This is a genomic window from Paracraurococcus ruber, assembly GCF_004353985.1.
Taxonomy (GTDB): domain Bacteria; phylum Pseudomonadota; class Alphaproteobacteria; order Acetobacterales; family Acetobacteraceae; genus Paracraurococcus; species Paracraurococcus ruber.
In genome coordinates this window covers 1-1,502 of sequence record NZ_SMOA01000554.1, presented here as the reverse complement: position 1 = coordinate 1,502, position 1,502 = coordinate 1, and the positions used below count along the sequence as shown (strand labels likewise).

Annotated in this window: 2 protein-coding genes; both read left to right on the top strand. The window is 79.1% G+C overall.

Annotation, left to right across the window (positions count from 1 at the left end; genetic code table 11):
- Window positions 1–336, top strand: a 336-nt coding sequence (locus E2C05_RS31695) for a chemotaxis protein CheW (protein ID WP_192912565.1), incomplete at its 5' end; no start/stop codon positions are given.
- Window positions 333–1,361: a chemotaxis protein CheB gene (locus E2C05_RS31690; protein WP_133223574.1), complete on the top strand. Its 1,029-nt coding sequence runs from the start codon at window positions 333–335 to the stop codon at window positions 1,359–1,361. The genes E2C05_RS31695 and E2C05_RS31690, both read left to right, overlap by 4 nt.
- Window positions 1,362–1,502: the final 141 nt, after the last annotated feature.

Genomic DNA, 1,502 nt, shown 5'->3' with positions numbered 1-1,502 from the left:
GCGCCGCCGCCGCCCGGTGCGCCGCCCGGCGTGCTCGGCCTCTGCGCCCATCGCGGCGACGTGCTGCCGGTGGTGGATGCCATGGCCCGGCTCGGCCTCGGCGCCGCCGCCGCCGCCGAGCGGCCGCTGCTGCGCCTCGCCCTGCAGCCGCCGGTCGCCATCGCCATCGACGCGCTGCCCGCCCTGCACCGGCTGCCGGAGGCGGATTTCACCCCGGTGATGGCGCCGGACGGGCTGGTGGAAAGCCTCGCCACGCTGGACGGCGCGCCGCTGCCGGTCTGCCGCCCGGCCGTGCTCGGCCGGCTGCGGCCCGACGCTGCGGGGGGTGCGGCATGATCCGCGTCCTGCTGGTGGACGACAGCAGCTTCATGCGCCTGGCGCTGCGCCGGCTGATCGAGGCCGAGGGCGACATGCAGGTGGTCGGGGAGGCCGCCGAGGGCCAGGCCGCCATCGCCGCCTGCGAGCGGCTGCGGCCCGATGTGGTGGCCATGGACCTGGAGATGCCGGGGATGGACGGGCTGGAGGCGACGGCCCGCATCGTCCGCATGCCCGACCCGCCGGCCGTGGTCATGGTCAGCCAGCACACGCGCACGGGGTCGGAGGCGGCGCTGGCCGCGCTGGACCGCGGCGCGGTGGACACGGTGTGGAAGGACCGCACGCTGGGCGGGGTGGATTTCGCCCGGCTGGAGGAGCCGCTGCGCACCAAGCTGCGGCACTGGGCCGGGCAGCGGCAGCGCCAGGCGCCGCCGGGCGACCGGCCGGGGAAGGGGGCGCCGCCGGGGCCGGCCGACCTCGTCGTCATCGGCGCCTCGACAGGCGGGCCGGATGCGGTCGCGGCGCTGCTGGCGGCTGCCGGGCGGCTGGGCGCGCCGGTGGTGGTGGCGCAGCACATGCCGCCGGAACTCGGCCCCGACTATGCCGCGCATCTCGGCCGGCGGCTGGGCCGGCCGGTGCTGCTGGCCGAGCCGCGGCAGACCCTGCCGGACGGCGCCGTGACGGTGTTGCCGGGCGGCCTGGACGGGCATGTGCTGCGCGCCGCCGGCGGCGGCTTCGCCCTGCGGCTGACGCCGGGGCGGGGCGTGGTCAGCCCGTCCGTCGACCTGCTGCTGCAATCGGCCGCCATCGCTGCGCACCGCGCCATCGGCGTGGTGCTGACCGGCATGGGCCGGGACGGCGCCGCCGGCGCCGCCATGCTGGTGGAGCGCGGCATGCCCGTCCTGGTCCAGAGCCCGGAAAGCTGCGTCGTCGCCGGCATGCCGGGCGCGGTCATCGCCGCGCGGCACGCGACGGCGACCGGCACGCCGGCGGAGCTGGGCCGCCGGCTCGCCGGCATGCTGGCGCCGGCGGAGCGCAGCGCCTGATGCCGGCGCGCAGGCGTCCCGAGGTCTGCGCGCAGGTGTCGCGCGCAGGGGCGGTGTGGCGGCCGCGCGCCGGGCACGGTGATCCTCCCGGTCAGCAGTCGTGCCGGCCGGCATGAGGCCCGCCTGCCGGCGCCGCGCCGC